Origin of the sequence: Frankia casuarinae (genome assembly GCF_000013345.1) — a bacterium.
GTDB classification, from domain to species: domain Bacteria; phylum Actinomycetota; class Actinomycetes; order Frankiales; family Frankiaceae; genus Frankia; species Frankia casuarinae.
This window is the reverse complement of sequence record NC_007777.1, coordinates 3081817-3107014: the sequence shown is the minus strand read 5'-3', so window position 1 is coordinate 3107014 and position 25198 is coordinate 3081817. Positions and strand designations below refer to the sequence as shown.

The 25198-nt window shown below is 69.6% G+C and carries 23 protein-coding genes and 1 pseudogene; 15 read left to right on the top strand and 9 right to left on the bottom strand.

Annotation, left to right across the window (positions count from 1 at the left end; genetic code table 11):
* Positions 1–3: 3 nt before the first annotated feature.
* Positions 4–990, top strand: coding sequence for a tRNA (adenine-N1)-methyltransferase (locus FRANCCI3_RS13260; RefSeq protein ID WP_049761090.1), 987 nt, complete (start codon positions 4–6; stop codon positions 988–990).
* A 93-nt stretch (positions 991–1083) separates the two neighbouring features.
* On the opposite strand, the gene FRANCCI3_RS13255 is transcribed toward FRANCCI3_RS13260, so the two are convergent.
* Positions 1084–1407, bottom strand: a complete 324-nt coding sequence (locus tag FRANCCI3_RS13255) for a ferredoxin (RefSeq protein ID WP_011437028.1) — start codon at positions 1405–1407, stop codon at positions 1084–1086.
* Between the two features lie 119 nt (positions 1408–1526).
* Here FRANCCI3_RS13255 and arc point away from each other — a divergent pair, with 119 nt between their 5' ends.
* The 6 genes from arc to FRANCCI3_RS27000 all read left to right on the top strand — a co-directional run bounded on the left by arc (position 1527) and on the right by FRANCCI3_RS27000 (position 7871).
* On the top strand, positions 1527–3335 hold the full coding sequence (gene arc / locus FRANCCI3_RS13250; protein WP_011437027.1) for a proteasome ATPase: 1809 nt from the start codon (positions 1527–1529) through the stop codon (positions 3333–3335).
* A gap of 347 nt (positions 3336–3682) precedes the next feature.
* Positions 3683–5200 (top strand): depupylase/deamidase Dop, encoded by a 1518-nt coding sequence (gene dop / locus FRANCCI3_RS13245; protein WP_011437026.1) that lies wholly within the window; start codon positions 3683–3685, stop codon positions 5198–5200.
* Between the two features lie 182 nt (positions 5201–5382).
* Complete coding sequence (locus tag FRANCCI3_RS13240) at positions 5383–5601, top strand: ubiquitin-like protein Pup (protein ID WP_011437025.1); 219 nt, start codon at positions 5383–5385, stop codon at positions 5599–5601.
* Positions 5602–5945: 344 nt separating this feature from the next.
* Positions 5946–6770 (top strand): proteasome subunit beta, encoded by an 825-nt coding sequence (gene prcB, locus FRANCCI3_RS13235; protein WP_023841071.1) that lies wholly within the window; start codon positions 5946–5948, stop codon positions 6768–6770.
* A 1-nt stretch (position 6771) separates the two neighbouring features.
* Positions 6772–7494 carry a proteasome subunit alpha gene (prcA, locus tag FRANCCI3_RS13230; protein WP_023841072.1) on the top strand — a complete coding sequence of 241 codons (723 nt, stop codon included), beginning with the start codon at positions 6772–6774 and terminating at the stop codon, positions 7492–7494.
* 200 nt (positions 7495–7694) lie between these two features.
* On the top strand, positions 7695–7871 hold the full coding sequence (locus FRANCCI3_RS27000; RefSeq protein ID WP_157493378.1) for a hypothetical protein: 177 nt from the start codon (positions 7695–7697) through the stop codon (positions 7869–7871).
* A 90-nt stretch (positions 7872–7961) separates the two neighbouring features.
* Here the strand turns inward: FRANCCI3_RS27000 and FRANCCI3_RS13225 are convergent, their stop codons facing one another.
* Positions 7962–8681, bottom strand: a complete 720-nt coding sequence (locus FRANCCI3_RS13225; RefSeq protein ID WP_011437021.1) for an SDR family oxidoreductase — start codon at positions 8679–8681, stop codon at positions 7962–7964.
* 57 nt (positions 8682–8738) lie between these two features.
* Between FRANCCI3_RS13225 and FRANCCI3_RS13220 the strand changes: the two genes are divergently transcribed.
* The 4 genes from FRANCCI3_RS13220 (at position 8739) to FRANCCI3_RS13205 (ending at position 14214) form a co-directional block, all read left to right on the top strand.
* The gene (locus FRANCCI3_RS13220) at positions 8739–9368 is read left to right on the top strand and encodes a TetR/AcrR family transcriptional regulator (RefSeq protein ID WP_011437020.1); all 630 of its coding nucleotides are present in this window, start codon (positions 8739–8741) and stop codon (positions 9366–9368) included.
* Between the two features lie 128 nt (positions 9369–9496).
* The gene (locus FRANCCI3_RS13215; RefSeq protein WP_011437019.1) at positions 9497–9931 is read left to right on the top strand and encodes a helix-turn-helix domain-containing protein; all 435 of its coding nucleotides are present in this window, start codon (positions 9497–9499) and stop codon (positions 9929–9931) included.
* A gap of 109 nt (positions 9932–10040) precedes the next feature.
* The gene (locus FRANCCI3_RS13210) at positions 10041–12497 is read left to right on the top strand and encodes an ATP-binding cassette domain-containing protein (protein WP_083503407.1); all 2457 of its coding nucleotides are present in this window, start codon (positions 10041–10043) and stop codon (positions 12495–12497) included.
* Between the two features lie 277 nt (positions 12498–12774).
* Positions 12775–14214 (top strand): ATP-binding protein, encoded by a 1440-nt coding sequence (locus FRANCCI3_RS13205; protein ID WP_108913726.1) that lies wholly within the window; start codon positions 12775–12777, stop codon positions 14212–14214.
* A 93-nt stretch (positions 14215–14307) separates the two neighbouring features.
* Here FRANCCI3_RS13205 and FRANCCI3_RS13200 read toward each other — a convergent pair whose 3' ends face one another.
* The 5 genes and pseudogenes from FRANCCI3_RS13200 to FRANCCI3_RS13185 form a co-directional block, all read right to left on the bottom strand.
* Complete coding sequence (locus tag FRANCCI3_RS13200) at positions 14308–14634, bottom strand: hypothetical protein (RefSeq protein ID WP_035732409.1); 327 nt, start codon at positions 14632–14634, stop codon at positions 14308–14310.
* Positions 14635–14685: 51 nt separating this feature from the next.
* On the bottom strand, positions 14686–15258 hold the full coding sequence (locus tag FRANCCI3_RS13195; RefSeq protein WP_049760924.1) for a GNAT family N-acetyltransferase: 573 nt from the start codon (positions 15256–15258) through the stop codon (positions 14686–14688).
* Positions 15259–15266: 8 nt separating this feature from the next.
* Positions 15267–15473, bottom strand: a pseudogene (locus FRANCCI3_RS29095) (hypothetical protein); the annotation flags it as partial.
* A gap of 40 nt (positions 15474–15513) precedes the next feature.
* The gene (locus tag FRANCCI3_RS13190; RefSeq protein WP_011437014.1) at positions 15514–15918 is read right to left on the bottom strand and encodes a type II toxin-antitoxin system VapC family toxin; all 405 of its coding nucleotides are present in this window, start codon (positions 15916–15918) and stop codon (positions 15514–15516) included.
* Positions 15919–15927: 9 nt separating this feature from the next.
* Positions 15928–16125, bottom strand: a complete 198-nt coding sequence (locus FRANCCI3_RS13185; RefSeq protein ID WP_023841078.1) for a hypothetical protein — start codon at positions 16123–16125, stop codon at positions 15928–15930.
* A 953-nt stretch (positions 16126–17078) separates the two neighbouring features.
* Between FRANCCI3_RS13185 and FRANCCI3_RS13180 the strand changes: the two genes are divergently transcribed.
* Positions 17079–17678 carry a TMEM165/GDT1 family protein gene (locus FRANCCI3_RS13180; protein WP_035732410.1) on the top strand — a complete coding sequence of 200 codons (600 nt, stop codon included), beginning with the start codon at positions 17079–17081 and terminating at the stop codon, positions 17676–17678.
* Positions 17679–17780: 102 nt separating this feature from the next.
* Here FRANCCI3_RS13180 and FRANCCI3_RS13175 read toward each other — a convergent pair whose 3' ends face one another.
* Both FRANCCI3_RS13175 and FRANCCI3_RS13170 read right to left on the bottom strand, forming a co-directional pair.
* On the bottom strand, positions 17781–20480 hold the full coding sequence (locus FRANCCI3_RS13175) for a cation-translocating P-type ATPase (RefSeq protein WP_049760923.1): 2700 nt from the start codon (positions 20478–20480) through the stop codon (positions 17781–17783).
* A 315-nt stretch (positions 20481–20795) separates the two neighbouring features.
* Positions 20796–21584 (bottom strand): dienelactone hydrolase family protein, encoded by a 789-nt coding sequence (locus FRANCCI3_RS13170; RefSeq protein WP_011437011.1) that lies wholly within the window; start codon positions 21582–21584, stop codon positions 20796–20798.
* Between the two features lie 300 nt (positions 21585–21884).
* On the opposite strand from FRANCCI3_RS13170, the gene FRANCCI3_RS13165 reads away from it, so the two are divergent.
* From FRANCCI3_RS13165 to FRANCCI3_RS13155, 3 genes are read left to right on the top strand one after another with little or no spacing between them, the layout of a single operon-like run.
* A complete protein-coding gene (locus tag FRANCCI3_RS13165) occupies positions 21885–23084 on the top strand; it encodes a hypothetical protein (protein ID WP_011437010.1) in 1200 nt (399 codons plus the stop codon).
* Positions 23085–23094: 10 nt separating this feature from the next.
* Positions 23095–24459 (top strand): Pup--protein ligase, encoded by a 1365-nt coding sequence (gene pafA, locus FRANCCI3_RS13160; RefSeq protein ID WP_011437009.1) that lies wholly within the window; start codon positions 23095–23097, stop codon positions 24457–24459.
* Positions 24460–24473: 14 nt separating this feature from the next.
* Entirely contained in the window at positions 24474–25181 is a 708-nt protein-coding gene (locus FRANCCI3_RS13155; protein ID WP_011437008.1) for an FKBP-type peptidyl-prolyl cis-trans isomerase, read from the top strand.
* Positions 25182–25198: the final 17 nt, after the last annotated feature.

The window sequence follows — 25198 nt, the reverse complement described above, 5'->3', positions numbered from 1 at the left end:
TCCCTGGCCGGCGGTTACGCTCCGCCTCCGACCGGCGCCGCTCATCGCCGAGGCCTGTTCACCAAGGGTGACCGGGTGCAGCTGACTGATCCCAAGGGGCGCCGGCACACCGTCGTCCTCGAACCGGGCAGGCAGTTTCACACCCACCGGGGAGCCGTCGAGCACGACGCCCTGCTCGGCCGGCCGGAGGGGATCGTCGTCACCAGCACGGGTGGTACCGACTACCTGGCGCTGCGCCCGCTGCTCGTCGACTTCGTGCTGTCCATGCCGCGCGGGGCGACCGTGGTGTACCCCAAGGACGCGGCGCAGATCGTCACCTACGCGGACATCTTCCCGGGCGCCAGGGTGCTGGAGGCCGGCGTCGGGTCCGGGGCGCTGTCGTGCTCGCTGCTGCGTGCCATCGGCGACTGCGGGCGTCTGGTCTCCTACGAGCGGCGCGCGGACTTCGCCGAGATTGCCCGGCGCAACATCGAGGCGTTCTTCGGCGGCCCGCATCCCGCCCACACCGTGCTGGTCGGGGAGCTGGCCGAGACAACCGAGCGTGACGTCGACCGGGCTGTCCTCGACATGCTCGCGCCCTGGGAGGTCGTTGACGCCGTCAGCGCGGCGCTGGTGCCCGGCGGGGTGGTCTGTGCCTACGTCGCTACCACCACCCAGCTTTCCCGGATCGTCGAGACGCTACGGGCGCACGGCACGTTCACGGAGCCCGCGGCGTGGGAGTCGATAATGCGGGACTGGCACGTCGAGGGTCTGGCCGTGCGGCCTGGCCACCGCATGGTCGGCCACACCGGTTTCCTGGTGACCGCGCGGCGCCTCGCCGAGGGGGTCACTCCTCCGGTGCGCCGCCGCCGGCCGGCGAAGGGCGCGCCGATCGGGATCGATCCCGCCTCCGAGACCGCCCCCGAGCCCAGGGCCGAGACCGAGCCCAGGGCCGAGACCGACCGATCCCGGGACGCCGACCCAGGGTCGGCGACGATCCAGCCGATGTGACGTATCCCATGGGGTCCCATGGGGCAGGCCATTCCCATGGGGTCCCATGGGGCAGGCCGTGGTCGCGAGTGTGCCGGCCGGCCGGGCCCATCGTCAGCCGACGGGCCCGCCGGCCTCCAGCGTGCCGTCGGGGCGTTCCACGTAGATGCACGTCCCCGGACACTCGTCGGCCGCGTCGACCACCGCGTCGACGAGCGGCAGCGGCACCGGGACGTAGGCGCCGGGCTGCGTCTGCAGCTCGCCCGCGCTGTCCTTGACGTAGGCCAGACCGTCGACGTCGAACTCGAAGACGGCGGGAGCGAGTTGCGCGCACAGACCGTCGCCGGTGCAGGCATCCTGGTCGACCCGCACCCGCAGGTCTGCCGAAACGCCCGGCTTCGCTGGAGTTGCCACAGGGCTCCGATCTTCTGTCAGCATGGCACCGTAACCCGCTGTTTACGGCAAAGCTGGATCGTCCTTGCCCGACCGGCCTGCCAGCGGCGGTCACAACGGTAGTGTGGGTGCGTCCCGGTCAGCACGGGGGAGGTGGAGGCGCAGTGTCCGGTCCCCGTTCGGGCTCTGGCTCCGATGGGAGCACGGGTCGTCCAGGTGATGCCGAATCACGGCGGTCGGCGTACGAGAAGGAAACACACGAGCTCACGACGCAGGTCGCCTTCCTGGAAGAGGAAGTGGCCATGCTGCGGCGTAAGTTGTCCGAATCGCCCAGGCAGCTCAGGGTGCTGGAGGAACGGCTCGCGGAGATCCAGGCGGAGTTGTCGGCTGTCACGGGACAGAACGACAGGCTCGTCGCGACTCTCCGCGAGGCGCGAGACCAGATCGTCACCCTGAAGGAGGAGGTCGACAGGCTCGCGCAGCCGCCCAGCGGCTACGGGATCTTCGTCTCCTCCTACGAAGACGGCACCGTCGACGTGTTCACTCAGGGCAGAAAGCTCCGGGTGACCGTGTCGCCGAGCGTCAACATCAGTGATCTCTTGCCCGGCCAGGAGGTCATGCTCAACGAGGCGCTGAACGTGGTCGAGACGCGCGCGTTCGAGCGGCAGGGTGAGATCGTCCTACTCAAAGAGGTCCTCGAGGGTGGGGACCGGGCGCTGGTGCTCGGTCACACCGACGAGGAGCGGGTGGTCATGCTGGCCCAGCCGCTTCTCGATGGACCGATCCGGTCCGGGGACTCGTTGTTGATCGAGTCCCGTTCCGGCTACGCCTTCGAGCGGATTCCCAAGTCCGAGGTCGAGGAGCTCGTCCTCGAAGAGGTTCCCGACATCGGCTACGAACAGATCGGCGGCCTGAAGAGCCAGATCGAGTCGATCCGGGACTCGGTCGAGCTGCCGTTCCTGTACAAGGAGCTCTACCGGGAGCATCAGCTCAAGCCACCGAAGGGTGTGCTGCTCTACGGCCCGCCCGGCTGCGGCAAGACGCTGATCGCCAAGGCGGTCGCCAATTCGCTGGCCAAGAAGGTCGAGGCGAAGACCGGCGGCCAGGGCACCGGTCGGGCGTTCTTTCTGAATATCAAGGGTCCCGAGCTGCTCAACAAGTTCGTCGGCGAGACCGAGCGGCAGATCCGGCTGGTGTTCCAGCGGGCGCGTGAGAAGGCGTCCGAGGGAATGCCGGTGATCGTGTTCTTCGACGAGATGGACTCGATCTTCCGGACCCGTGGCTCGGGGGTGTCCTCGGACGTGGAGAACACGATCGTCCCGCAGCTGCTCAGCGAGATCGACGGCGTCGAGCAGCTCGAGAACGTCATCGTGATCGGCGCGTCCAACCGCGAGGACATGATTGATCCGGCGATCCTGCGGCCGGGTCGGCTCGACGTGAAGATCAAGGTGGAGCGGCCCGATGCCGAGGCGGCTCGGGACATCTTCGCCAAGTACGTCGTGCCGGAGCTGCCGCTCTACCCGGATGACCTGGCCGAGTTCGGCGGTAACCGGGAGGCGACCGTTCAGGCCATGATCCAGCGCGTGGTCGAGCGGATGTACGCGGAGAGCGAGGAGAACCGCTTCCTCGAGGTGACCTACGCCAACGGCGACAAGGAGGTCCTGTACTTCAAGGACTTCAACTCCGGCGCGATGATCGAGAACATCGTCGCCCGGGCCAAGAAGATGGCGGTCAAGGAGCACATCGAGGGCGGGCAGAAGGGGCTGCGCATGCAGTACCTGCTCGCCGCCTGCATGGACGAGTTCAAGGAGAACGAGGACCTCCCGAACACGACCAACCCGGACGACTGGGCCCGGATCTCCGGGAAGAAGGGCGAGCGGATCGTCTACATCCGCACGCTCGTCACCGGAACGAAGGGTACCGAGGCCGGCCGTTCGATCGACACGATCGCGAACACCGGCCAGTACCTGTAACGGTCGCAGTAGTACCTGTAACGGCCGTTATCTGTAAGGGGCTCGGGTCCCGTGTTCCGCCCAACGGCGGGACACGTGCCACCGCCGTGACCCCGGGGTCACTCGGCCCCGGGGTCACGGCGGTGCTCTGGGTGGCATCGCGGCGTTGCGTTGGGCATCGCGGCACTGGCACCCCTGGGTGTATCCTCCCGCCCGCATCCGCGGTGGACGCCGGTCGGTCGGACTACCGTGTCGCCACCGAATTCTGACGATAGGCGTGGCTGCGGACGTGTCATCCCGAGCGGCCCAGAGCAAACAAGGCAGACGTCCGGCTAACCGACCGCCCGTGTAGCACCTACGCTTGCAGAGTGAGCGCGCGTCGGATCATGGGGATCGAGACCGAGTACGGCGTATCGGTGCCCGGTCAGCCGAACACCAATCAGATGTTGGCTTCGTCGTTGGTGGTGAACTCGTATGCCAGTCGAACGTCGGCGCCGGGTAGCCGCGCCCGATGGGACTTCGAGGAGGAGTCACCGCTGCGCGACGCCCGGGGCTTCGAACTGCCCCGCGAGCCGGCGGTCGATCCGAGCGCCCCGGCCAACGAGGACGATCTCGGCTTGGCCAACGTCATCCTGACCAGCGGGGCGCGGCTCTACGTCGATCATGCGCACCCGGAGTTCTCCTCGCCCGAGGTCACCAACCCTCGCGACGCCGTGCTGTGGGACAAGGCCGGGGAGCGGGTGATGGCCGAGGCCGCCCGCCGGGCGTTGTCCGTGCCCGGCTCCAAGCCGGTCTACCTCTACAAGAACAACACCGACAACAAGGGCGTCTCGTACGGATGCCATGAGAACTACCTGATGGCACGGTCGACGCCCTTCGGGGAGATCGTCCGTAACCTCACCCCGTTCTTCGTCTCCCGTCAGGTCGTCTGCGGGGCCGGGCGGGTCGGGATCGGTGTCGACGGCCGGGAGCCGGGGTTCCAGATCAGCCAGCGGGCCGACTTTTTCGAGGTCGAGGTGGGGCTCGAGACCACGCTGAAGCGGCCCATCATCAACACCCGGGACGAGCCGCACGCCGACCCGGAGAAGTACCGCAGGCTGCACGTCATCATCGGCGACGCGAACATGAGCGAGGTCGCCACCTACCTGAAGGTGGGAACGACCTCCCTGGTCCTCTCGATGATCGAGGACGGCTGGTTCACCGCGGACCTGTCGGTGGACGGGCCCGTGGCGGCGCTGCGGGCGATCTCGCACGATCCCTCCCTCAAGCATCTGGTTACTCTGCGCGACGGTCGTCGGATGACCGCGGTGCAGCTGCAGATGGAGTACTTCGAGCAGGCCCGCAAGTACGTCGAGGACCGGTTCGGTGCCGACGTCGACAGCCAGACCGCCGACGTGCTCTCCCGCTGGGAGTCGATCCTCGGCCGCCTCGAGGTCGACCCGATGAGCTGCGTCCGCGAGCTTGACTGGGTCGCGAAGCTGTCGATCCTGGAGGGCTACCGGTCGCGGGACGGCCTGGCCTGGGACTCGCCGCGGCTGGAGCTCGTCGACCTGCAGTACCACGACGTCCGTCCGGACAAGGGCCTCTACAACCGCCTGGTGGCCCGGGGCCGGTTCGATCTCGTCGTCAGCGAGGAGGAGGTCACCCGGGCGATGACCGAGCCTCCTGAGGACACCCGCGCCTTCTTCCGGGGCCGCTGCCTCGCGCTCTACCCGCAGCAGGTCGCCGCCGCGTCCTGGGACTCGGTCATCTTCGACATCGGTCGGGACTCGTTGCAGCGGGTGCCGACGCTGGAGCCGCTGCGCGGCACGAAGGCGCACGTGGGCGAGCTGCTCACCCGCTGCCCCACGGCGAGTGATCTGGTGGACGCGCTCGCCGGCCGCTGAAAGCCGGCGCCGATCCCGGTCGGGAGAGCCGGCGCCGATCCCTGGCAGGAGGTTCACGTTGCGCCCTGGGCGGACGTCGCGACGTAGCGGCTGGTTCGTGATGGAGTGGACCTCTCACCGATCGAACGGATGGTGTCGGTGGGGCGGGATAGTGTCGCGCCAGGCGATCGAAGGAGGGCTTCATGGCCACCAGGGACAGCGGCGGCGGGCAGCAACGCGCGGACCGTCGGGCGGAGGAGATCGACGACGTCGCGACCGAGGACACGAGTGCCTCCGACCTCAAGGAGCGGCACGAGAAGCTGTCCGAGGACGTCGATTCCCTGCTCGATGAGATCGACGACGTCCTGGAGGAGAACGCCGAGGAGTTCGTGAAGGGCTATGTCCAGAAGGGCGGCCAGTAACGGCCGTCTGGTAGCCGGCGGTCTGGTAGCCGGCGGTCTGGTAGCCGGCGGTATCGGGCGCCGTGGATGACGCCCGGCGGTGGTAGCTCTGGCGGGGTCGACGCCGCCGGGTGAGGCCGCGTTCCGCGGGGGTCCGGCGCCGCACCGCCCGCGTGCCCCGGTGCAGGTCGGCGGGCCGCACGCGCGGCCGTGACCGCCTTCCCGGCCGACCCGTTCGACCGGCCTGCCCGCCAGCTTCGGGGGGCGATAGCCCTATGTTGTGCTTCATCTGTAACGTCGGGCCGGGAGCCTCGGGGACGCCCCGGGCGCGCGGCCCACGTGACCGACTATCGGAAGGGGGATGCGTGGCTGATCCATTGGGGGCCGCCGGGCGCCTACCGGCTGTGTTCATGACGCCGGGAACATCGTCGTTCGCCGATTTCCTGTCGCGGTCGGCGCCGCACCTGCTGCCGGGGGCCCGGAGTGGCCTGCCGGGGCCGGTCACCGAGGTGGCGCACGGCACGACGATCGTGGCGGTGGCGTTTCCCGGTGGCGTGATCATGGCCGGTGACCGGCGCGCGACACAGGGGCACATGATCGCTCAGCGGGACGTCGAGAAGGTCCATCACGCCGACGACTACTCCTGTGTGGGGTATGCCGGCACCGCCGGGGTCGGCGCCGAGCTGATCCGGCTGTTCCAGGTGGAGCTGGAGCACTACGAGAAGATCGAGGGGTCGACGCTGAGCCTGGACGCGAAGGCCAACCGGCTGGCGGCCATGGTCAAGGGGAACCTGCCGATGGCCCTGCAGGGCCTCGCCGTCGTCCCGCTGTTCGCCGGGTACGACCTCGACACGGGCAAAGGGCGGATCTTCTCCTACGACATCGCGGCGGCGAAGTCGGAGGAACGCACGTACGAGTCGATCGGTTCGGGCTCGGTGTTCGCGAAGGGTTCACTGAAGAAGCGGTTCCGGTCCGATCTCAGCCAGGACGACGCCGTCCGGATCAGCGTCGAGGCCCTCTACGACGCCGCCGACGACGACTCGGCGACCGGCGGGCCGGACGTAATCCGCAAGCTGTACCCGATCGTCGCGGTCGTGACGGCGGACGGCTACCGTCGCTATGCCGACGATGAGATAGAACCGGTGGTGACGGCCATCATCGCGGACCGTTCGACGAACTCGGGAGGCTGACGTGACCATGCCGTTCGGATACGCGAGCCCCGAACAGCAGGTCCGCGACAAGTCCGAGTACGCGCGCAAGGGCATCGCGCGGGGTCGCAGCGTCGTCGTCCTCACCTACGAGAACGGGATCTTGTTCGTCGCCGAGAATCCGTCGGCGACCCTGCACAAGATCAGTGAGATCTACGACCGCATCGCGTTCGCCGCGGTCGGCAAGTACAACGAGTTCGAGAACCTGCGGACGGCGGGCATCCGCCTCATGGACTCGCGTGGCTACATGTACGACCGGCGTGACGTGACCAGCCGCGCGCTCGCCAACGCCTACGCGCAGACCCTCGGTGCGATCTTCAGCGAGAGCGTCAAGCCCTACGAGGTCGAGATCGTCGTCGCCGAGGTCGGCACCTCGATCGCCGACGACCAGATCTACCGGCTGACCTATGACGGGTCGATCGCCGACGAGCGGGGTTTCGTCGCGATCGGTGGCGCCTCCGAGCAGGTCACGACGTCGCTGAAGGAGCATCACCGGGACGGCCAGCCGCTCGCCGAGGCGCTGCGTGTCGCGGTGCAGGCCCTGACCGTCGGGGTGCCCCCGGGCCTGCCGCAGAACGGCGAGCGGGTCCTCGCGGCCGCCAACCTGGAGGTCGGCATGCTGGACCGGACCCGGACCCGACGGATGTTCAAGCGGATCGTCGGCCCGGCGCTCGAGGGGCTGCTCGCGCAGACCTCGGCCACCTGACCGGCCACCTGACCGGCCCACCGTGTTCGCCGACTATCGGTCGGTTCCCGGGGCCGCGATGTCCGCCGGGGGATGACCCCGGGATGCCGAGCTCCGCGTGGCATCCCGGGACCGGGCCTGTCACCACCGGAATCTTGGCAGAGCCGTTGTTCTTACACACCCCCGCGCGGGTGCCACCGTGCCCAGCGACGGCGGGCCAGGTGCGGACCGCCGACCGGGCGAACGAGAACGTCGCACGCATCGTCCTGCGGAGCGGTGACACGGCGGCCGGCGATCTTCCCGATGGCTGGTCGCGGGCCGTGCTGCGGGAGCTGGGCACCATCCAGGCCGGCCCGTCTAACCAGGTGGTCAAGCGGCTGCTGACCAACCACCGCTGACGGGATCGCGCTGGTGCTGCCCCGCGACTGCTGGACGCGTTGCACGCGGGGCTGTCGGCAGAAGACGTCGCTGACGGGTTGGAAGGCTGGTCAGCCCATCGACACGAGACGGGCCCCGCCGTCGGTCTCGATGACTGTGCCGGTGAGGTTGGCGTTGGTGGCTGCGACGACGGTGACCTCGGCGATGTCGTCCGCGGTCGCGATCCGCTGGGTGGGGAGCGCCTGGGCGGCTTGGGCGAAGTATGCCTTCCGGGCCTCGTCGGGTATGCCACTCCACCAGGGGGTGTCGACCAGGCCGGGGGAGACGCCGTTGACCCGGATCGGCGCGAGTTCCATAGCAAGCGGCTTGACCAGGGCCTCGACGGCGCCGTTGAGGGCTGCGATGCCTGCGGTTCCTGGCATTCCGGCGCGGGCGGTGATCGCGCCGAGCAACGTGATGGAGCCGGTCGCTGTGAGGTGCGGCACAGCCGCCTGGATGGTGGTGAGGTGAGCCCAGAACTTCGCGTCGAAGGCTCGGCGGAGCATGTCGAAGTCCAGGTCAGCGACAGATCCCGAACCTTCGCTGCCACTGAGGCTGATGATCAGCCAGTCGATTCGGCCGATCGTCTCGATGACGGCGCTGATCTCGGCACGGTTGCCGCCGTCCGCCCGGTGGACGATCAGCTCCGGGTCGCTGGCCGCGACGTCATCGAGCCGCTGCTTGCCGCGGCCGACAACGTGGACCGTTGCGCCAAGGGCTTGCAGCCGCCGGGCGGTGGCCAACCCGATCCCAGACGTTCCCCCGACGACCAGCGCGGTGTGCTCGCTCACGTGATCTCCTAAATCGAACCGTTACGTCTCGTATCGGATTGACGATAGCATGCCTCCGTGACCGACCACCCCATCCCGGTCCGACCCGGACGCAAGCGCAGCGAGGAGAGCCGGCTGGCCATCCTTGCCGCGGCGATCGAGCTCGTGGGAGAGGTTGGCTACGCAGGCTTGACGATCGAGGGCATCGCGGCCCGCTCCGGCGCGGGCAAACAGACGATCTACCGCTGGTGGCCGTCCAAGGCCGACGTGCTGCTTGACGCGCTGGCCACCAAGGCCGACCTGCACGTGCCCATCCCGGACGAGGGCAGTTACACCGCCGACCTGCGTGCCTTCCTCACGGCTAGCTTCCGGCTGGGCCGTGACCAGCGGGTAGCCGATGCACTGCGCGCACTGATGGCCCACGCTCAGATCGACGAGGAGTTCCGGGGACGGTTCCGCTCCTCGTTCTTGCAGCGCCGCCGTGACGCGCTCGGGATCATCCTCGACCGGGCCCGGACCCGCGGCGAGCTGCCACCCGTCCCTTCCCCTGGCACCGCCGCTGACCTCGTCTTCGGCGTCATCTGGTACCGGATGCTTGCCACCAGCCAACCCGTTGACGAGAATCTGATCGACGAACTCGTAACCACGCTCACCGAACCACGACCCGCCGTCGGCACATCCACTCCAGCAGCGAGGAAGGGCACATGAGCGAATCCGTGACGCGGTACTGAACCTGCACGGTCCCATCGCCACCCAGGGCGCGGCGGAGTGGACCGTTCACCTGTCCGTTGCCCGGCCCGTCCACGTGCTCGGCGCGATGTGGCACGATCTGGCAGGTGACGAGCAGACCCGTCGCGGCGCGGCGCCTGATCGACCTCGCGCGGCTGCGCCGCGTCCGCGACCGGATCGACCGGGAGTACGCGCGGCCGCTGGATGTCGAGGCGCTCGCCCGCGGCGCGCACATGTCGGCCGGGCATCTCAGCCGCGAGTTCCGGCTCGCCTACGGCGAGTCGCCGTACGCCTATCTGATGGCGCGGCGCATCGAGCGCGCAATGGCGCTGCTGCGTCGTGGCGACCTGAGTGTCACCGAGGTCTGTTTCGCGGTCGGCTGCTCGTCGCTGGCCACCGCCGCCCTCGACGGCACCTTCGCGCGGCTGCAGGCCAGCGGCGCCGAGGTCGTCCAGGAGCCGACCGAGCAGCCGTACGGCGTTCGCGACTGCGCCTCCCGCGATCCCGCGGGCAACCTGATCCGCATCAACGAGCTCCGCTGAGCCGTCCGGCGATCGCAGCATGACCGGCCCGACGGCACCTCCCGTGCACCAGGCACCTCCCGTGCACCAGGCAGATGGAGACACGATGAGCACGGCCATGAGCACGGCCATGAGCACGGCCACGAGGACGGACCCGCGGTCGCCGGACCCGCGGTCGCCGGACCCGCGGTCGCCGGACCCGCGGTCGCCGGCGCCGCACGTTGCCGACCGCAGCGATGTGATCCGCGTGCACGGCGCGCGCGAGAACAACCTCAGGGACGTCAGCATCGAGATCCCGAAGCGCCGGCTGACGGTGTTCACCGGCGTCTCCGGCTCGGGCAAGAGCTCGCTGGTGTTCGGCACGATCGCCGCCGAGTCGCAGCGGCTGATCAACGAGACGTACAGCGCCTTCGTGCAGGGCTTCATGCCGACGCTGGCGCGGCCCGAGGTCGACGTACTCGAAGGGCTGACAACCGCGATCATCGTCGACCAGCAGCGGATGGGAGCCGACGCCCGCTCCACGGTCGGCACCGCCACCGACGCGAACGCGATGCTGCGCATCCTGTTCAGCCGGCTCGGCGAGCCACACATCGGCTCGCCCAACGCGTTCTCCTTCAACGTCCCCTCGGTCCGAGCGGCCGGCGCGGTCACGGTCGAACGCGGTGCCGGTAAGACCAAGACCGTGAAACAGACCTACACCCGCGCCGGCGGCATGTGCCCGCGCTGCGAAGGCCGGGGCACGGTCTCCGAGATCGACCTCACCCAGCTTTTCGACGACTCCAAGTCGCTCGCCGAGGGCGCGATCACCATTCCCGGCTACAAGGTGGACGGCTGGTGGACGGTGGGGATCTTCATCGAGTCGGGCTTCCTCGACCCGAACAAGCCGATCCGCCAGTACACGAAGAAGGAACTCCGGGACTTCCTCTACAAGGAACCGACCAAGGTGAAGGTCAACGGTGTCAACCTCACCTACGAGGGGCTGGTCCCCAAGGTCCAGAAGTCGTTCCTCGCCAAGGATCCCGACGCCCTGCAGCCGCATATCCGGGCGTTCGTGGACCGGGCGGTCACCTTCACCGCCTGTCCCGACTGCGGCGGCACCCGGCTCAGCGAGGCGGCTCGGTCCTCCAGGATCAAAGGGATCAACATCGCCGACGCCTGCGCGATGCAGATCAGTGACCTGGCCGAATGGGTCCGCGGCCTCGACGAGCCGTCGGTCGCGCCGCTGCTCGCCACGCTGCGGCGGACCCTCGACTCGTTCGTGGAGATCGGGCTGGGCTACCTCTCGCTCGACCGGCCGTCGGGCACGCTGTCGGGCGGCGAGGCGCAGCGGGTCAAGATGATCCGCCACCTCGGCTCCTCCCTCACCGACGTCACCTACGTCTTCGACGAGCCCACCACGGGCCTGCACCCCCATGACATCCGGCGGATGAACGACCTGCTGCTACGGCTGCGGGACAAGGGCAACACGGTGCTCGTCGTGGAGCACGAGCCGGAGACGATCGCGATCGCCGACCACGTCGTCGACCTCGGCCCCGGCGCCGGAACAGCGGGCGGCACCGTCTGCTTCGAGGGCACCGTCGAGGGGCTGCGGGTCAGCGGCACCCGCACCGGCCGCCATCTCGACGACCGGGCCGCCCTCAAGGAGGCGGTGCGGACGCCCACCGGCCGGCTAGCGATCCGCGGCGCGACGGCGCACAACCTGCGCGGCGTCGACGTCGACATCCCGCTCGGGGTGCTTGTCGTCGTCACCGGCGTCGCCGGCTCCGGCAAGAGCTCGCTCGTGCACGGGTCGATCCCCCATCTCTCGGGGCCAGCCGGCGCGGGTGTGGTGTCGATCGACCAGGGCGCGATCCGCGGCTCGCGACGGAGCAACCCGGCGACGTACACCGGACTGCTCGACCCGATCCGCAAGGCGTTCGCGAAGGCGGGCGGCGTGAAGCCGGCGCTGTTCAGCGCCAACTCCGAGGGCGCCTGCCCCACCTGCAACGGCGTCGGGGTCATCTACACCGACCTGGCGATGATGGCCGGCGTCGCCACCACCTGCGAGGAGTGCGAGGGGAAACGGTTTGAAGCATCGGTGCTGGAGCACCATCTCGGCGACCGCGACATCAGTGAGGTGCTCGCGATGTCGGTGACCGAGGCCGAGGAGTTCTTCGGCGCCGGGGAGGCGCGCACGCCGGCCGCGCACGCCATCCTCAACCGGCTCGCCGACGTCGGGCTCGGCTACCTCAGCCTCGGCCAGCCGCTCACCACGCTGTCCGGCGGCGAGCGGCAGCGGCTCAAGCTGGCCACCCACCTGGCCGAGAAGGGCGGCGTCTACGTCCTCGACGAGCCGACCACCGGCCTGCACCTCGCCGACGTCGAGCAGCTGCTCGGCCTGCTCGACCGGCTCGTCGACGCCGGCAAGTCGGTCATCGTCATCGAGCACCACCAGGCGGTCATGGCGCACGCCGACTGGATCATCGACCTCGGTCCCGGCGCTGGCCACGACGGCGGCCGGATCGTCTTCGAGGGCACCCCCGCCGACCTCGTCGCAGCCCGCTCCACCCTCACCGGCGAGCACCTCGCGGCCTACGTCGGCACCTGACCGAGGACACCGGCGTGCTGTTTGAAGCGGACCGGGAGGCTGGCGATGCCGCGCAGGACGAGGTCCTACGGTAGGCGAGGTGGTCCGTGAGCGGCGTCATCGTGATCCCTCTCCGGATGAGCTCGTGCAGCACGATCCGGTCAGGGTTGTCGGCCGGGTAGGCGGAAAGATCACAGAATCGTGGATGTCGCGAGCCGCGTACGGATGGCGCTGGGTATAACTTACATAGCAAGTAAGTTACAGGTGGTGTGAGTTGCTGGAGGGAGGCGGGGCGGCGGTGGCCTTTGTGAATCGCACCGACGAACTCGCCGCTCTGGAGGCGTGGTGGCGCTCGACCGACCCCCGGCCGGCGGTGGTGGGGGGACGGCGACGGGTCGGCAAAACCGCGCTGTTGCAGCGCTTCGCCCAGGGCCGTCGGTCGGTGTCCCACACCGGAGCCGGTCGGGCGGCAGTTGGGGAACTGGCGCAACTATCCCGTCAGGCGGCCATCGCGCTACCGGGGCGAATCCGTGATCTCGCTGCTCGTCCCTATCTCGACTGGGACGACGCGCTCGACGACCTCGCCGCGGCGGCTGAGCAGGAGCCGCTCCTCGTCATCCTGGACGAGTTTCCCGAGATCGTCGCCACCTCACCCGAACTGCCCGGAGTCCTGCGGGCCTTCCTCGATCGAACAGCCGGCCGGACCAGGCTGCGGATGCTCGTGTGCGGGTCGGCCGTGCGGCACATGACCGCGCTACAGGAGCAGCGGGCGCCTCTGTACGGCAGATTTGATCTGTCACTGTCGCTGCATCCGTTCCGTCCGCACGAGGCCGCACTCATGCTGCCCAGCCTGACGCCATCCGACCGGGCGCTCGTCTACGGGCTGGTTGGCGGAGTTCCGTTGTATCTGTCGTGGTGGGACCAGGGCGCCGATCTCGCTGACAACCTGCTACGGCTGGCCTGCCGGCCCGGGGCGCCGCTGCTCACCGAGGGCCAACTCGTGCTTGCCACCGAGGTGGAGCACGGTGAATACCCGGCGGCCGTGCTCCACGCGATCGCCGAGGGCCGCACCCAGTACAACGAGATCAAGGACTATATTCGGGCTGAACCGGCCCGTACTCTGGATCGGCTCGTCGAGCTGCGGCTGGTCGAACGGCTGATGCCCGTCACCGAACCAGCGCGCAGCCGTCGGCGCGTCTACCGGATCGCCGACAATTTCCTCGCTTTCTATCTCGGCGTGCTGTCTCGGTACCGCGCGGAGATCGAGCGTGGATTAGGGAAAGCACTGCTGCCAGTACTGATCGAGAGTCTGGACGACCATCTCGGCAAACCGTGGGAGGAAGCGTTTCGCGAGCACCTACGCCGACTCGCGGTCGTCGGCGCGCTGGGCAGGGACATCGTCGCGGTCGGGCCTTATTGGAACGCGGGTGGGCAGAACGAGATCGATGCGGTCGTGCTCGCGGGCAGGGACCGACACCCGGTTCTGTTCGGCGAGGCGAAGTGGGCGCGCTCTGTTGACGGTCGACGGATCTCCAGCCGGCTCCTGGAAAAGGCTCACGCTATTACATCGGCCGTTCCAGCAGCCTCGGAGCGCCAGACAGACGACGGAGCTGCCGGCCCTGACAGTGGCGGGACCGAAGGCTCTGCCCGGGCGCGCCTCGCGCTGTGCGCTCGCGAGGAGATCCGTAACGCGCCGCCAGGATGTCTCACCGTCACTGCCGCCGACATCTTCGATTAGCAATATCCACCCGAGCCGCGCCCGAGCTCTCTCATCGAGACTTGGCTGGAGTACGCCGCCTGGGCCGTTGCATGTGAGCGTCCAATGGTGCTCTCATGCCGCCTTACCTCTCGGCGAGGCGCCCCGAGCCTGACCGGCCGAGACCGCCACGGCCGAGACCGCCACGGCCGAGACCGCCACGGCCGAAGCCGCCACGAACGGCAAGGTGGCGAAGGAGGCCACCCGCGCGGAGGCCCAGCCGGCGATCGCCCCACCGGCCAGCGCGCTGACCACGAGAACACCGTTCTCGATCATGGTGACCCGGCCGATCCAGGTCTCGTAGAGCTTGCTCGAGCCTGTCTCCTCCAGGACGACGTCGTAGACGATGCTGTCCACGGTGCCGGAGCTCAGCGCGAAATAGATGCCGAGGATCATGGCCACGGCGATATAGGTCGCAACGTTCCTGCTCAGGCCGGCCGGTCGGCTCCCTACTTAGCCCAGGCCGGTGTGCGGGAGGCAGTGCTCGGCTTCGAACAACCCGGGGCGGCTGGCCAGGAGAAGGTCCCGGTTTTCGACGCGGGGCCCGGTGGCGGGCAGCGCCAGGTCAAGCCAGACCCGGTCGCGCAGCTCGATGCCGTCGATGACGACGCAGCCGGGGTAGCCCGTCGCCGCCGTGAAAGCGTCGCGTTCGACCGAGCGGAACCGGAACCCGCGCCGCTGGTAGAAGCGCAGGTTGTCGATGTCGGCGGCGGCCGTCGCGACGAGCAGCGCGGTCACCGGAGCACCCGCGAGAAGCTCGACCAGTGACTCGATGAGCGCCCGGCCTATCCCATGTCCCTGATGGGGCTTCAGCACTGCCATGTTCTTGATCTCGACCGTCTGTGGGTGTCCGGTGGGAACGAATTGAAGATGTCCCACGATTCGGTCGTCGAGGAGCGCGACCAGAACGTGGCCGAGGTGGAGGTAGGCGTCGAGTTGACTGGCCGAGTCTTCGGCCAGCTCGAACAGAGGGCGGAGCTCGCGTCGATCGCCCTGGTACTGCTGAATTCGTGGCGTCGTGGTCATGGCTCTTTTTAGCAGCGCCAACCTGCGCCGGCCGTTTCCGCCACCGGTCTTCTCCATGGCTGACCGGACAGCCTCGGGCTGGCCCGCCAACATCGCCGCGCGTTGAGGATGGCGCGGGTGTGGAGGAGGTCGAAACCGGCGCGCTGCGTGTTCTGCTGGGACTTCGATCCCGGCTGAGTCGTCACGGTGGCGACGTCGCAGCCGGCCACCACGGCGTACCGCATGACCCCGGGGCCCGCCGTTCGGAAGCAGCGGTTACTCCTCGCCAAGAATCCGTAGACCATGATGATCCCTGAAGTACATGCAGTCCTTCAGGTTCAAGGTGGCGAGCGGCAGATTGTGGGTGAGGCAGCACGCCGCGATCCACATGTCGTTGACTGGACGGGGCTGTCCGGCCCGGGTGGCGGCTGCGGAGAGTACGCCCCAGGTGGCAGCGACGGCTTCGTCTCCGGGCAGTACAGGGATTCCCGAAAGCCAGTCGGCGAGTTCCTGACGTCGACGACTACCCCAGTCTCGCGGATCGGTCCACTTGGTGAGCTCACCGAAGGTCACGAAGGTGATCAGCGGCCGGCGGCCGATCAGGTGGGTTGCCACGGGCCTGCTGAGCCTGCGCTTGTGACTCAGGGAGGCGATGTCGGTGTCAAGGACGACGGGCTGCACGGCGACGGCTCAGGCGACGTCGCGACGACGCTCGGCGTAGGTGAACGCGAGGAACTCGTCGAGCTCCTCGTCGGAATCGAAGGTGTCAGCGGCCAGGTCGTCGAGCGAGCGGATGGGTTGGGTACCTCTCGCGGCCAGGAGCTCCTCGACGGTGACCGTGGGGCGCAGCGGCGGGTACAACGGATGGCCGATCCCTGGAGTGCTCATGGACGAGACCTCCTCGCTGGCGTCTCCGGCGCACTGCAGCCAGGACCGGCATACGGCGCGACGCACAGCTCGCGACCCGTGCAGCTGTGGCGTGGATACACAGGTACGCCCCTTCCACCCGGACGAGTTCATCCAGCCCGCGCCGATGGATGACGGCTCGTGGACGTTCGTCTGCGAGGTGGGCGGCGGCCATCCTCAGCCAGGACCACACCGCGGGCTGGCGACCACCCCGCAGACGGCCGGGTAGCCCGGGTTGACGGAGAAATTCGGCCTGGATGTCGAGCTGCCCGCCGTGCTCACCGAGCACCGGGCCGGCGGGTGGGGTACGGCCCCGTGGAGCGGACGTACGCCCGTCGCCGGCCGAAGGACTTCGCACGCCTGGTGGCGCACTGCGGGCATCGCCCGGTTCGCATTATGCGAACTTTACGCCTAGCAAAAGGTTTGAGGTTTGACGAAATCCCAAATCACACTAATAGTCCTGAATACCTGTGGAGCGGGCCGGGGTCGAACCCGCGGGCGAGCGCCCGCGACCAGCATCGAAGACGACCCGCGGCGCGTCGGCGCGAGGGGCGGTGACGTCCGGCTCGGCACCCGTTTCGTTCACGCTCACCCAACGCGACCCGGTGGGTGAACCGCACGGGCGGCTCGTAGCGGAGCAACTCGTCAACGGCAGGCGCCGCGGGATCGGGATCGGCAAGGCAGAGCGCGATCTGGTCGGGGTTGCGCAACAGGGCCACGACATCTTTGGTGATTTCGGGACCCCGAACCAAGATTGCCAGCCCCAGCGGGCGAACGTTTCTTGTGCTGCGGCGTCCCCACGGGGGGCGTGTTTCGTGGTTCGTGAGGTCCGCGGGCCGGGTAGGATGCCGTTCGACCAGGCAGGAGCCCCCGAAGGGGCTCATCACACGCCGCCCTGCCGGGGTGGGCTGGCCCCGGGCCGGCGGGGGCTCGCTGTGGACAATGTCATCATTGCAGCGACCGCCTTCGCTGTGGTCTTCCCGGCCGAACTGCCGGACAAGACGTTCGTGGCAGCACTCGTTCTGGGCGCCCGCTACCGGCCGCTGCCGGTTCTCGCTGGGATTTGGGCAGCGTTCGCAGTACACGTCGGTGTCGCCACCGCCGTCGGCGGCCTGGTCGCGGCGCTGCCCCGAAGGGCTGTCGAGTTGGTCGCCGGGGCGCTGTTCTTCGTCGGTGCGGTCCTCCTTCTGCGTTCCCGCCCCGCCGACCCCGCCGAACTGGAGGGGCACAAGGCCGCCGGCGTCGTCGGGGGACCCGCCGCGAGACGCGTATGGGTCGAGGCGTTCGGTGTTGTCCTCGTCGCCGAGTTCGGTGATCTCACCCAGATTCTCACCGCCACCCTCGCGGCCCGCTACCACCGCCCGATCCCCGTCGGCGTCGGCGCGTTGCTGGCCTTGTGCACCGTCACTGGGCTGGCTGCCGCCTTTGGCCACTTCCTGCTGCGGGTTGCTCCGCTGCGCCGGATCCAGCAGCTCGCCGCCATCGTTCTGCTCGGCCTTTCCATCTCCACTATGATCGACGTCCTGCGCGGGTAAGGGGGAGATCCCCGGTCGGCGGCCAACACGCCGCCTGCGTGCGCGCGCTCCGGTCGGCGGTGCGCCCAGGCCCACCGGTTGCGAGCCGGTGGCGACCCCAACTCAGCGTGGTGGCGGTGCGGGGGACCGGGTCGGAAGCCGACCGGAGTGACTGAAGCGTGCCGCCCGCCGGTGCAGCCGGTGCCGGTGCCGGTGCCGGTGAGGTGGTTCGATCAGTGTCCCGGCGAGATGTGGGTAGAACTCGTGCTTGCCGGCTTCGACGAGGGCAAGATAGCTGGCGATCATGGCGAGGAGCGCGGCAAAGAACCCGATCGGCAGCGCGTGGAAGCCGAGTCCGCCGGCCAGCGGAGATGCCGGCAGCAGCGCGCCGACCACGACGACGAGCAGGGTGGCCGCCGTGAGGAGCCGGCCTGGGCGGCTACGGAGGAACGGCACTCGCCGGGTGCGGATCACAAAGATCACCAGGGTCTGGGTGGCGAGCGATTCAACGAACCAGCCGGAACGGAACAGGATCGGGCCGGCATGGAAGACCTGGAGCATGATCGCGAAGGTGAGAAAGTCGAAGATCGAGCTGACCGGCCCGAAGAACATCATGAAACGGCGGACGAAGCCGATGTCCCAGTGGGACGGGCGGGAAAGCTGCTCCTCGTCGACCCGGTCGGACGGGATGGTCAGCTGGCCGGCGTCATAGAGCAGGTTGTTGAGCAGGATCTGCGACGGGAGCATCGGCAGGAAAGGGAGGAACGCCGACGCGGCGGCGGCGCTGAACATGTTCCCGAAGTTGCTGGAGGTGGCCATCAGGACGTATTTGATCGTGTTGGCGAAGGTGCGCCGGCCTTCGACGACCCCGTCGGCCAGCACGTGCAGATCTTTCTCCAGGAGCACGATGTCGGCCGCGTCCTTGGCCGTGTCGGTGGCGGAGTCGACGGATATGCCGACATCGGCCTGGTGCAACGCCATCGCGTCGTTGACGCCGTCGCCGAGGTAGGCGGCACCGGTGCCGGCGCGTTGGTGCAGCCGGATGACGCGGGTCTTCTGGTCCGGGTTCATGCGGGCGAAGACCCGGATGGTGGACAGCCTCGCGGTAAGAGTGTCGTCGTCGAGGTGGTCGAGCTGGTCGCCGGTCACGGTGTCCCCGTCGGCCAGACCGAGAGCGTCACACACGTGCTCGGCGACGATGGCGTTGTCCCCCGTCAGGATTCGCACGGTGACGCCGAGCGCGGCGAGGCGGGCCAGCGCCTGTGCGGCCGACGGCCTGGGCCGGTCAAGGAAGATCAGAAACCCGGCGAGGACGAGGTCGTGCTCGTCCTCGGCGGTCACCGTGTCCAGGTCCGGGGCCGGCTTGGACGCGACGGCGACGACCCGGCTGCCGGCGCGGAACTCGGCGTCGAGGAGCGCCGCGGCCGAGCCGGGGACGTCGCGACACCGCGCCAGCAGGCCTTCCGGAGCACCCTTGACGATCAGGACTCGGCCGTCCGGGCCGTCGGCCAGCACGGACGCGCGGCGCCGGTCGTGGTCGAACGGCGCGGCGGCCACCTGGACGTACCTGGACACCGGCAGGCTGGCGGCACCGGGAGCCTGCCACAGCGCGGCGTCCAGCGGGTTGCCGCCAGCTGTCCCTGCCGGGTTGCCGGGTACTGCCGGGTTGCCGGGTACTGCCGGGTTGCCGGGTACTGCCGGGTTGCCGGGTACTTCGGTGCAGGCCAGGCCGAGTAGCAGGATCTGGTCCGACCGGGCACCGGTGGGGTCCAGGGCGTGATGGAAACCGATCCGTCCTTCGGTCAAGGTTCCGGTCTTGTCGGTGAGCAGGACCTCGATGTCGCCGAGGTCCTCGATGCAGACCAGCCGCTTCACCAGCACCTTGCGGCGGGCCAGCTGGCGGGACCCGGTGGCGAGACTGGTCGTCACCACCGCGGGCAGCAGCTGCGGGGTGATGCCCACCGCGATGGCCAGCGAGAACAACAACGCGTCTATCAGCGGCCGGGCCAGCACCAGGTTGATGACGAAGATCGAGCCGGTGAGCACGCCGGCGACCCGGGCCAGTAGCCCGGAGAACCGGCGCAGCCCCACCTGGAACTGGGTCTCCTCGTGCCGTTCGCCCAGTCCGAGCGCAATCCGGCCGAACTGGGTACGCGCGCCGGTGGCGACCACCACGGCCGCCGCCGAGCCGGTCCGCACGAGTGTGCCCATAAGCGCACACGACGCAAGCTCTCCCAGCGTGGCGCCGGCGGGCACCGGCGCCGGCCCCTTGGCCACCGGTTGCGATTCGCCGGTGAGGACCGCCTCGTCACACTCCAGCGCGACCGAGGACAGGATGCGCACGTCCCCGGGCACCACCGAACCCAGCTCAAGGCGCACCACGTCTCCGGGTACCAGCGCGGTCACCTCGCATGACGTCCATCGGCCATCCCGGCACACCACCGCCCGGTGACGCAGCTGGGAGTGCAGATCCTCGGCGGCGCGCTCGGCACGGTACTCATTGGCGAACCCCAGCCCCACTCCGAACATGACGATCACGCCGATGATCAGTGCGTTGGCGCGCTCCCCGACGAAGAACGACACCGCGGCCGCCACCAGCAGCAGCACAAGCAAGGGGCTGCGTACCTGGCGGACGAGCACCGCGAGCACACGGGCGTGATGGGTGCGCACCGCGTTCGGCCCCACCCGGGCCCATCGCGCCGCCGCCTCCGCCGAGGACAACCCCACCGAGGTCGTGGCGAGCCGAGCCAGGACTACCTCGGTGGGCAGTGTCGCCGCGTCCGAAACCGTCAGCACGGACGCATCCACGATCCCGGTCCCCATACTCCAACCGTTACGCTGCCAGCAGAGCAGACTTACGCTGAGCCGCGCCAGCTATCGCTAGCTATGACGTGGCATCAGCTATGACGTGGCATCAGAGCAGCCTAGCCGCGGCACCGTCCGGGGCCCGGACCGCCGCCGGCCGCGGGCTTGTCGACCTCCTGGATTCCCACCACCTCCGGTGGGCCGTACCTGGCGCGCACCGCCGCCCTCATCCGCCGCCGATCTCTCGCGTGCGCTCACCGTGACCTCTGGACGCCAGATGGGTGATGCTCGTGAGGTCGATGGTGACGATCTTCGATTGGCCGGCCGGGCGCCTCAGCGGGGGCGAACGTGCCGGTCGAGGAAGGCGAGTGCCCGTGACCAGCCGTCGGCCGCGGCGACCGGGCGGTAGAGCGCCTCCCGGTCGTCGCTGTGGAAGGCGTGGCCGGCCCCGGCGTAGCTGACCAGCTCCGTCGGGGCGCCCGAGCGGGCGGCCGCGGCTCGTAGGGCGGCGATCTCGTCGGTGGAGATCAGGGCGTCTTCCTCGCCGTAGAGGCCGAGCCACGGCCCGCGCAACGACGGTGCCGCCTCCACCAGGGCGGGGATGCCGGGCCAGTACGGTGTGCTGATCCCGCCGCCGTAGAACGACACCGCCGCGGCGAGGGTGTGCCGGGTGGCGGTGTGCAGCGCGACCGTGCCACCCATGCAGAAGCCGATGATCGCGCTCCGCTCGGCGGGGAAGCCCGCGGCGAGGAGGTGCCCGAGCGCCGCGTCGATGTCGGCGTCGATGCCCGCGCCGGACAGGGTGCCCATCGTCGACGTGGCCGCGGCCCAGCCGTCGGCCGGGTCCACCTCGTCCAGCCCGTCGCGGTGATACAGGTGCGGGGCCACGGTGAGCCAGCCGGCGGCGGCGAGCCGGTCGCAGACGGAGACCAGGTACGGCGTGATGCCTCGGGCGTCCTGGACGACGACCAAGCCGCCGCGCGGCGGGTCCTTCGCGGCCGGGGCGAGGACCGTGAGCGGCAGCCCGCCGCGGCCGCGGACGGCCTGCGCCCGCAGCCGGGCCCTGCCTTCGCCGTCATGTCGTGTTCGATGGGACGCCGCGTCGTTCGTTCCGGTTGCCATGGCGCCATCCTTCCCGCCGGGGAGCCTTCCCGCCCGATCCGCCTGTCCCGCCCATGGTCCGTCGACCACCTGGTGTCCGGAACCGCCGCGGACCGGCGGATTCACCCGGACATGCCGGCCGCGACACGCCGCCGGCCAAGCCCCGACAGCATGAAGGCGTCACGCTACTCCCTGTAGCAGCCTGGCGGGTGTCGCCGGACGGAGGGAGGACGCGGTGAGGCAACCACTGCCGAGGGTGGCGGCGGCCTGGGAGGGCGCGGTGGACCCGGCGCACGTCGACCGGACCGTCGGAGTCCTCCTGTGGTGACCGGGGGACGGCATCGTGGCGGCGGCGAACATGATCCTCTTCCGGGACAGCGCCCCGAGCCGGGACACTCGGCGCCGTCGCCCCCGCCGGCCTCGGGCGAGACCGGCCTGCCCGGCCTGCCCGGCCTGCCCGGCCCGGCCGATCCGGCCGGACGGGCGTGGGCCCGGTTCGGCGGCGTTGACGGGCTCGGCACGCACGGTGTCCGGCGGATCGCCGTCATCACCGTCGGCATGGCCCTGCTGATGGGCGTCCTGGTCTGGCTGTACGGAACGTCCGTCACCAGTCTGCGTCCCCGGGACCTGCCGATCCTCACCGTGGGCCCGGCACCCGCGGCGACCGCGCTCGCCGACCAGATCAGCCGGGTGGAGCCGGGCGCCCTCACGGTGCGCACGGTGCCGACGGTGGCCGCCGCCGACCGTGCGCTGCGCGAGCGTGACGCCTACGCCGCGATCGTCATCGGCGGCAACGGCCTGACCCTGCGGGTCGCCTCCGCGGCGAGTCCGGCGGTCACCGAGGCGCTGACCCGGGGCATCCGGGTGTTCATGCCAGGTCTGGAGATCCCGGTGGTCGACGTGGTGGCCAACGCGCCACGGGACCAGGCCGGCGGCGGGCTGGCGGCCGGTTACCTCCCGTTGACGCTGGTGATCACCGCGGCCGGCGTGCTGCTGGCACGGATGGTGGGGTCGCGGGTGATCCGGCTCGCCGGGCTCGCCGCGCTCGCGGTGCTCTCCGGCTTCGCCGGGGCCGTCGCGCTGCAGGGGGCGTTGGACGTCCTGCCCGGGGAGTTCCTGACGACGATGGCGGTCGTGACGTTGCTGGCGCTGGCCGTCGCCGGGCCGGTCCTGGGACTCGGGGCGGTCGCGGGCGTGCCGGGTCTCGTCGCCGCGGTGCTGGTTCTGGTCGCCGGTGCCGCTCTGTCGGCGGCGGCCTCCGCCCCGGAGATGCTGCCACGGCCCTGGGGCGACATCGGCCAGTTTGCGCCGCCGGGGGCGGGTGCCACGCTGCTGCGCTCGACGGCCTACTTCGACGGTGCCGGCGGTGGCCGTCCGGTACTGGTCCTCGCCGGCTGGTTCGTCGTCGGGCTGGGCCTGGCGGTTGTCGGTCGACCCGTCCGTCCGCAGGAGGGGCGAATCCGCATCAGGGTGACATCCGGCCCGAGCGTCCCGGCGCGCCGAGGCGGCATCCGAGCATAGGGTCACAGACGTGGACCGCCGCATCTTCGGACTGGAGAACGAGTACGGCGTCACCTGCGTGTTCCGGGGGCAGCGACGGCTGTCCCCGGACGAGGTGGCACGGTACCTGTTCCGTCGTGTCGTGTCATGGGGACGTAGCAGCAACGTGTTCCTCAAGAACGGCGCCCGTCTCTACCTGGATGTCGGTAGCCATCCGGAGTACGCCACCCCGGAATGCGACTCCGTGCCCGACCTGGTCACCCACGACAAGGCCGGGGAACGCATCCTCGAGGGCCTGCTCGTCGAGGCCGAACGACGGCTGCGCGAGGAGGGCATCGCCGGCGACATCCATCTGTTCAAGAACAACACCGACTCCGCCGGCAACAGCTACGGCTGTCACGAGAACTACCTCGTCGGTCGGCACGGCGAGTTCTCGAAGCTCGCGGACGTGCTGGTGCCGTTCCTGGTCAGCCGGCAGATCCTGTGCGGCGCGGGCAAGGTGCTGCAGACCCCGCGGGGCGCGGTGTACTGCATCTCCCAGCGCGCCGAGCACATCTGGGAGTCGGTGTCCTCGGCGACCACCCGGTCCCGGCCGATCATCAACACCCGTGACGAGCCGCACGCCGACGCCGAGCGGTTCCGGCGGCTGCACGTGATCGTCGGCGACTCGAACATGAGCGAGACGACCATGCTGCTCAAGCTCGGGGCGACCGACCTGGTGCTGCGCATGATCGAGGCCGGTGTGATGCTGCGGGACATGACCCTGGAGAACCCGATCCGGGCGATTCGCGAGGTCAGCCACGACATGACCTGCCAGCGCAGGATCAAGCTGGCCAACGGACGTGAGGTCAGCGCGCTGGACATCCAGTGGGAGTACCACTCCAAGGCGGTCGAGTTCGTGGAGCGCCGCGGCGGGGACGGGGACGAGGTCGCCAAGCGGGTGCTCGACCTGTGGGGCCGTACCCTGCTCGCGATCGAGACCGACGACCTCGAGCTCGTCGCCCGTGAGATCGACTGGGTGACGAAGTACGTGCTCATCGAGCGTTTCCGGCACAAGCACGGGCTGTCGCTGGCCTCGCCGCGGGTCGCCGAGCTCGACCTGAAATACCACGACATCCACCGCGACCGGGGCCTGTACTATCGGATGGAACGGGCTGGTCTGGTCGAGCGCGTCACCCGTGATCTCGACGTCTTCGAGGCCAAGTCACGCCCCCCGCAGACCACCCGCGCCCGGCTGCGCGGCGAGTTCATCAAGCGTGCCCAGGAGAAACGCCGGGACTTCACAGTCGACTGGGTCCACCTGAAGCTCAATGATCAGGCCCAGCGTACGGTCCTGTGCAAGGACCCGTTCCGTTCCGTTGATGATCGGGTCGACAAGCTCATCGCCAGTATGTGAGGACTCGAGCCCCTGTGATGTTCGTGCCGCGACGCGCCGGCGTCGTCCTGCCCTTCGCGTCAGCCCGTCCCGGCTCGCGTGGCAGCGGCCGTCGGCCGTCCGCCACCCGCCGGCACCCGCTCGCGGGTGCCGTGCTGCCCGCCGTGCTGCTCGCCCCGCTCCTGGTCGGCTGCGGCGCCTCCGACGCCCCCGACGGCACCAGGGCGGCGCCGGTGCCCTCCCGGACGGCCGTCGACGACACCTCCGGGCGGGTCCCCGCGGTCGCGGGTGCCACCGACCTGAGCCGCAAGCCGATCTCCGCGGCGGGCCGGGGGACGGCGCCGGCCACGTTGGTCACCACCGATCTCGTGACCGGTCACGGCGCGCTCGCCTCCGCCACCAGCACCGTCACCGTCCGGTACGTGGGCGTGCTCTGGCGCGACGGCAAGGAGTTCGACAGCAGCTGGGCGGGGGGCCAGCCGGCGACCTTCCCGCTGGACGGCACGATCGCCGGCTTCGGGCAGGGCATCGACGGGATGCGCGTCGGCGGCCGCCGCCAGATCATCATCCCGCCGGACCTTGGATATGGCCCGGTGGGGGGACGTCCGCCGACGATCCTCGCCGACGACACTCTGGTGTTCGTGGTGGACCTGATCGCGGTCGACGGCGCCACCTCGGGTGTTGGGGCCACGCCGGGTGTTGGGGCCACGCCGGGTGTTGGGGCCGGCGCCGGCCAGCCGTAGCCCACGGGCCCTCACCC